This is a genomic window from Corallococcus terminator (genome assembly GCF_003611635.1).
Classification (GTDB): Bacteria; Myxococcota; Myxococcia; order Myxococcales; family Myxococcaceae; genus Corallococcus; species Corallococcus terminator.
On record NZ_RAVZ01000439.1, the window covers coordinates 1 to 6,796 of the forward strand.

Here is a 6,796-nt window from a genome sequence, read left to right on the forward strand (position 1 = left end):
CTGCCGGAGGACCTTCGTCGTTCGATCACCGACGACTTCCGCGAGCTGGGAGAGCTGGGCGGCAAGCACTTCTACGAGTTCCAGCTCCGCGACCGGCTGAACGAGCCCGTGCTGACGCAGTGGAACCCCTGGGGCCAGCGCATCGACCACATCGAGGTGTCCCCCCTGTGGAAGGAGGCGGAGGCGCTGACGGCGCGCAAGGGCCTGGTGGCGGTGGCCTACGAGCAGAAGAGCGGCGCGCTCAGCCGGGTGCACCAGTTCGCGCTCAACTACCTGGTGCAGCCGTCGCTGGATGTCTATTCGTGTCCGCTGGCGATGACGGACGGCGCAGCGCGGTCGCTGCTGTCGCTGGGCAACCAGCAGCTCATCGACCACGCCCTGCCCCACCTGACGTCGCGCGACCCGGCGACGTTCTGGACGTCGGGCCAGTGGATGACGGAGCGCACGGGCGGCTCGGACGTGGGCCTGACGCTGACCGAGGCGCGCCAGTCCCCCGAGGGCTGGCGGCTGTACGGGACGAAGTGGTTCACGTCCGCGACGACGGCGCAGATGGCGCTGACGCTGGCGAGGCCCCAGGGAAACGGCCCCGGCGGCAAGGGCCTGGCGCTCTTCTTCGTGGAGACGCGGGACGCGGCCGGCAAGCTCAATCACATCCAGATCAACCGGCTGAAGGACAAGATGGGGACGCGCAAGGTGCCCACGGCGGAGCTGACGCTGGAGGGGACCCTCGCGACGCCGGTGGCGGGGCTGACGGACGGCATCCGCAACATGGCGATGATGCTGAACGTGACGCGCACCTGGAACGCGATGGGCGCGACGTGGAGCATGCGGCGCGCGCTGGCGCTGGCGCACGATTATGCGAAGCGCCGGGTGCAGTTCGGCGCGCCGCTGTCGGAGAAGCCGCTGCACGTGGACACGCTCGCGGGGCTGGAGGCGGAGTTCCAGGCGGGCTTCCTGCTGGCGTTCCGGGGCGTGGAGCTGTTGGGCAAGCTGGAGACGCGCACGGCGACGGAGCAGGAGCAACTGTTGCAGCGGCTGGTGACGCCGCTGGCGAAGCTGACGACGGGCCGGCAGGTGGTGCACGTGACGTCGGAGGTGACGGAGTCCTTCGGCGGCGCGGGCTACGTGGAGGACACGGGCCTGCCGCGCATCCAGGCGGACGCGCAGGTGCTGTCCATCTGGGAGGGCACGACGAACGTGCTGTCGCTGGACGCGCTGCGCGCGCTGGCGAAGGAAGGCACGCTGGAGGCGTACTTCCACGAGGTGGAGGGCCGGCTGTCGAAGGTGACGGACGTGGGCCTGCGCCCCTGCGTGAAGACGGCGCACGACGCGCTGGAGCACGCGCGGGTCTGGGTCTCCAGCGCGATGGCGAACCCGACGACGATGGAGGCCGGGGCGCGGCGGTTCTCGCTGACGCTGGGGCGCACGCTGGAATTGGCGCTCCTGAGCGAGCACGCGCAGTGGTGCCTGGACCATGGGCACGGCCCGCGCACGCGCGCGGCGGCGCGGCGGTTCCGGCAGAACGGCGTGGACCTCATCCAGGATGAGATCGACCTGGATGACTCGCGGCTGCTGGGGTGAGGGCGGGATTCGGGACAGGTGCACTCGGACGGCGCCCCCATTAAGAAGCGGGCGCCATGTCCGTCCTGAGTCCCGAGCAGTGCCAGCACTTCGCCGCCGATGGGTATCTCGTCCTGCCGTCCTTCGTGGAGGGCGGGACGTGCGCCCGGATGCGGGCCTCCATCCAGGAGCAGCTCGCCTCCGGTGAGGGCCCGGTGGAGTACGAGGCCGACGTGGCCTACCCGGGCTCCCCGGCCAGCCTGGAGGAGGAAGGGGGTCGGACGGTGCGCCGGCTGCTGCGCGCGCACGAGCGCTCTCCCCTCTTCGCCGCGTGGTTCGACGACGCGCGGATGCTGGAGGCCCTGGGACAGTTGTTGGAGGGTCCGGTGGTGCAGGCGCGGGCGCACCACAACTGCATCATGACCAAGCAGCCACGCTATTCGTCGGACACGGGCTGGCACCAGGACGTGCGCTACTGGTCCTTCGCGCGTTCGGAGTTGATCTCCACGTGGTTGGCATTGGGAATGGAGACGCCGGAGAACGGCGGCCTGAAGGTTTTGCCCGGGACGCACCGGATGCCCTTCGCTCCGGAGCGCTACGACGAGCGCCTGTTCTTGCGGCCGGAGCTGCCGGAGAACGCGGCGCTCATCGCGGATGCGCAGTACGTGCGGCTGTCCCCGGGGGACGTGCTGCTCTTCCATGCGCGGCTGTTCCATGCGGCGAGCCGGAACCATACGGTGGACACGAAGTATTCGGTGGTGGCCACATACAGGAAGACAGACAACCCGGCCATCCCCGGAACACGTTCGGCATCGCAAGGCTAACACCAATCCAGACATGGATTTTGCCTGTCGTTTGTCGTAAGTGCCCGCGAATGACCTTCCCTTTCGTTGCGCCTGCCTTTTCCGGCAGCTCTCGAAGGAATGCCTTGCTCTTCGCATTCCTGACCCTGTCCTTCGCCTCGGGTTGTCAGAATCCGACGCCCTCCTCATCCGATGGAGGGAGCGATGGGCGCGTCGTGGTCCAGATGGAGGAACCCGAGGTGCCGAACAACCCTGGCAACCCGGGTGACTCCAACAATCCCAACAACCTGCCTGGCGTGATGTGCGCGCGGGTCTACAACGGCACCGGGACGTTCCAGCGTTCGTTCTGCGCGACCGGAAGTCTGGGAGAGGTCTGTCGCGGAGACGCCACGGTGACCTGTGGTGACGACAACACGGGGGTCAACGCGGCCACGGGCCCCCGGTCCATCTGGTACCAGAAAGCCATGGATTGGGCGAAGCAGTCCGGCCACCCGAAGGTCGTGCTCGATCCGGGCGTCATCACCATCACGAATGCGACCAAACTTCCCGCGGACTGGCCCTACCACCAGGAAGGCGTGGGCCTCCATGTGCCAGGAGGAATCCACCTGGAGGGCTCCCAGGACTACAACACGAGCCCCACCGTCATCAACGTCACCCACGTGAAGGACGCCATCAGCCTGGCGGCCCTGGTCCTGGTGTCGGACACCGAAGCCAACCTGCCCGCGTCACAGCAACTGGCGGATGCCAGCGTCTCCTACCTGACCCTGGTGGGGACCACGCAGACCAGCTACTCGCGGGGGCAGGCCTGTCCGGCCAGGGGACATACCCTCAACTCCATCCTCGACCTGGATGGGCACGAACCCACGCTGGCGGCGGGGCCGTGGCCATTCCTCACGCCCGACCGGCTCGTCACGGCGGGTGTTCGCGTCAATCCCTCCCGGAATGTCACGGGAGCGCCCGTCAGCCTGCACCATCTGAAGATCGCCCATCTGGGCTGGGGCATCGCGTATGGCTTCAACACGGTCTACCGCAAGGAAGACCCCCTCTGTCAGACGGTCCCGGGGCTGAAGCTGACGTTGACCCCGAAGACGACCGCGAAGTGTCCCAACAACACCTTCGAGAAGAGCATGATGCTCAGCAAGGATGCGGCGGCCTGCCGCCCCAGCGCGTGCAATGCCGATGGCACCAGCGCGGGTTGCCCTGCCCCGGTCGCATTCACGGATGCCGACAGGTTCATCCCCAACCCAGACGGTGGAGCGCCGCTGCCCCGCCCCCTGGATACCTACTGTGTCGGCGTCGAGGAGACCACGGCATGGGGAACGCCTCACTACTGCGCGGTCGAGCCGTTCGAATTCCTGGGCAATCCCAATGCGCGGTCGCAGGTCCACCACAACTCCATTTGTGACGTGAAGGTGGCGGTCAACATCGTGGGCGGACACACGGACGTCTCCAAGAACGTCGCGATCCGGCATGCCACGGGCGCGGCGAACTTCTTTGGAATGAGCACCGACGGCCATCTGCCCTATACGCAGTCCACGACCTACACGGAGAACTTCGTGTCGGGCTTCCAGTTGGGCTTCCTGACCGACGGCAGTCAGTACGCGTACATGGAGGACTGCACCACGCGCAGGCTGACGGGCTACAATCCCAACGAGTTCGGAGGCAGCGAAATCATCAATGGCTTCCAGGACGTGCTCGACCTGCGGCAGCACATGTTCGACGCCGCCCAGCCCGTCTTCGCCCAGACGGATCCGCTGCGTGGCTTCATCGACCACGTCTACATCCGGGACAACCGCTTCTACAAGAACGTGACGGGCATCTCGCTGTACCGGGTCAACTGGGGCTTCGTCGGCTTCAACACCATTGATGCCCAGGGGGCGCAGGTCGCGCCGGACGCGGGCCTCCCTGGCGTCTCGGTGTCCAACACGATCAACAGTTGGATCTACGGGAACACAATCCGCCACTTCGGACATGGCATCGACATCTCGGGGGCCCCGGGAAAGCAGTCCACGCTGGGCTCCTGTTACAACGGTATCCACACGTATTGCAGCGACTATGGCTGCCCGGTCTGGGCCAGCTATCCGAATGCCTTCTCCAACAACGGCACCGGAGCCGAGCCCAACTGCAACGTCGCCTACAACGAGGGATACTGTCTGGATCTCGCGTCCACACCGTCACCGACGGTGCCCGGCACCCAGTGCTTCGCCAACTGAGGCATCCGACGCTTGCGGAATGAGCGTCACCCACGAAAGAAAGCGGGCCCGATACCGGGAGCTTCAGGGTGAGTATTGATACCGCTCGATGATCTTTCCCTCGGGGGAAACGGCATAGAGTTCGAACCAATCGAACTCGAAGTTGCCCCCGGGGCCAATCCCCTCGCAGTGGTCGACTCGACGATTCACGCGAACGATGTAGACGCCCTTCCCCTTGCCTACGACCACGTCCAGAGCGCGGGCCGTGAAGATGCATTCCCCTCGACGGGACTTTGGGAAGCGGCTCACGACATCCTGAAGGGCAGCGTAGGAGGCAAGAATGGCGGGACCATCCAGGGTCGCCATGGGCTGCACATCTTCCGGCCATTCAAAGCCTGCCGATGCCGCGCTCTTGATGCCTGTCCCGGCATCCAGCACGGCCGCAGGACGGGTCAGGGAAGGAACCCCAGCGTCTGGCTTCGATACGACTTGAGGTGCCGCCGGTGTCCCTGCGTCCGCAAGAAGCGTCGCCAGCACAAGAATCGGGTGAAGCATCATCGAAACGCTCCGGAGCGGATGACCGCCAAGGCCCAGGGAGCTACCAGTCCAGCGCAGGCGAACATTCCGGCATCACTCCGCTGCGACGGAGAACAGTGGATGAAGCGGGACGACACGTTGCCTGGAAGGTCCAACCGGATTCGCGGCCCATCCACCTGAACACCGCCAGTTCTCCGGCGTTCGATAGAGCGCGACGCAATACTTGGTGGCATCCGCCCTGGGACGGCCTGTCAGTGGCTCGCAAGCATCTGCGGCTCCAGGCAGCCCCATGAGCGAAGACAACGTGCTGAGCACCAGATCATCGGGAACGCGAGGCCCATCTTCGATGACAACGGGAACCTCCGGCCACGGACCCGGCGCTACCGCCAGAAAGGAGCTGCCCTCGCGTCGGCGCAGCTCCTCGTTCAGGTCGTAGCGTTTCGCTCCAGCACAAGCGACCAGCGTCCCCACGAGCAGTCCCGCGGCGGCGTGAGGCATGCCGCGCCTGAACGAGACTCATGGAGACGCGGTACTGCCTCTTCAGCCCTGACCGCTCAGCGCGTCTTCCACGTACCGGACGCCCTTGGCCGTGATGGCCTTGCCCTTCTTGGTGTCCTGCGCGTAGCCGGCGTGCAGGCGCAGCGCCTTGGCGGCGTTCGGCGCGGCGTACGTCACGCCCAGCCCGCTCCAGAAGCGCGACGTGGTGCCCGACGTGATCTCCACGTCCAGCGACCGCGCCAGGTACAGGGGGATCAGCGAACGCAGGAGCTGGTCCTTCTCCTTGCCGGCGGAGACCAGGTCCTTCTGGCGCGCGTGGCCTCGCAGCGCCGTCTCCAGCACCGACACCGCGTCCTCGCTCGCCGGCTGCGCCGCGGACTTCCTCGCGGGAGCCTTCTTGGCGGCGGCCTTCTTCGCGGGAGCCTTCTTGGCGGCGGCCTTCTTCGCCGGAGCCTTCTTGGCGGCGGCCTTCTTCGCCGGAGCCTTCTTCGCCTTGGGCGCCCGCTTGCGCAGGGCCGAGGGCACCAGCTCCATCCGGCCCTCGAACGGAATCTCCACCACCGTCCCGTCCACCTGCCGCTCGGGCATGGCGTTCCGCATGGACGCGATCACCTCGTGCATGGATGCACGCGGCGGATCGGAATGCATGGGACGGGAAACACGGGTCGGACGCGGCTCACTCGCGGGCGGCTTCCCCTGCGCGTAGTACCGCACCCAATCGCTCGCCTCTTCCACTGCTTCCTTGAGGCCCACGCGATCGAGCAGCGACCCCAACCACCGAAGACTGTTGCGCACTTGGAGAACCCTCCCGTTCTGATCCACGCTACTACAACCCGGACAGACGCAACCTATATCCCCAGCAATACGGGTTCTTCCATGCCCTCGTGGGTATCCCTGACGTTTCACACCGGGCCCCACAAGCCAGTCACGGGAACAGACGTGCAGATGTAGCGCCTTGATCCAGCGCTTCATTGACGCACCGACACCACGCTGCGCGTCTTCACGTTCGTCACCTTCCCCGAGCGCTCCAGCATCCCCTCCCCCACGAGGAACAGCGCGCCGTGGATCTCCTTGCGGCACTGCGCATACACGTCCGAAGGCACCACCAGGTTCGCGATCCCCGTCTCGTCCTCCAGCGAGATGAAGCAGATCCCCTTCGCCGTCGGAGGCATCTGCCGGCAGATCAACATCCCCCCCACCTTCACC

The 6,796-nt window shown here is 66.3% G+C and carries 6 protein-coding genes; 3 read left to right on the plus strand and 3 right to left on the minus strand.

Annotated elements, in window-relative coordinates; genetic code table 11:
• The 3 genes from D7V88_RS37325 to D7V88_RS37335 all read left to right on the plus strand — a co-directional run.
• Positions 1 to 1,581: acyl-CoA dehydrogenase family protein (locus tag D7V88_RS37325; RefSeq protein WP_120545335.1), on the plus strand; the 1,581-nt coding region annotated here is incomplete at its 5' end.
• Positions 1,582 to 1,637: 56 nt separating this feature from the next.
• Positions 1,638 to 2,384 carry a phytanoyl-CoA dioxygenase family protein gene (locus D7V88_RS37330; RefSeq protein WP_120545336.1) on the plus strand — a complete coding sequence of 249 codons (747 nt, stop codon included), beginning with the start codon at positions 1,638 to 1,640 and terminating at the stop codon, positions 2,382 to 2,384.
• Positions 2,385 to 2,602: 218 nt separating this feature from the next.
• Entirely contained in the window at positions 2,603 to 4,576 is a 1,974-nt protein-coding gene (locus D7V88_RS37335) for a right-handed parallel beta-helix repeat-containing protein (RefSeq protein ID WP_147449032.1), read from the plus strand.
• A gap of 63 nt (positions 4,577 to 4,639) precedes the next feature.
• On the opposite strand, the gene D7V88_RS44870 is transcribed toward D7V88_RS37335, so the two are convergent.
• The 3 genes from D7V88_RS44870 to D7V88_RS37350 all read right to left on the minus strand — a co-directional run.
• Positions 4,640 to 5,113 (minus strand): hypothetical protein, encoded by a 474-nt coding sequence (locus D7V88_RS44870; protein WP_244238601.1) that lies wholly within the window; start codon positions 5,111 to 5,113, stop codon positions 4,640 to 4,642.
• Between the two features lie 519 nt (positions 5,114 to 5,632).
• A complete protein-coding gene (locus D7V88_RS37345; RefSeq protein ID WP_244238602.1) occupies positions 5,633 to 6,190 on the minus strand; it encodes a hypothetical protein in 558 nt (185 codons plus the stop codon).
• Positions 6,191 to 6,558: 368 nt separating this feature from the next.
• Positions 6,559 to 6,796, minus strand: a 238-nt coding sequence (locus D7V88_RS37350; RefSeq protein ID WP_147449033.1) for a hypothetical protein, incomplete at its 5' end; no start/stop codon positions are given.

Excerpts from the sequence above, each read along its gene's own strand:
- D7V88_RS37330 (WP_120545336.1), top strand. The coding sequence starts at position 1,638 with ATGTCCGTCCTGAGTCCCGAGCAGTGCCAGCACTTCGCCGCCGATGGG.
- D7V88_RS44870 (WP_244238601.1), bottom strand. The coding sequence starts at position 5,113 with ATGATGCTTCACCCGATTCTTGTGCTGGCGACGCTTCTTGCGGACGCA.
- D7V88_RS37345 (WP_244238602.1), bottom strand. The coding sequence starts at position 6,190 with ATGCGGAACGCCATGCCCGAGCGGCAGGTGGACGGGACGGTGGTGGAG.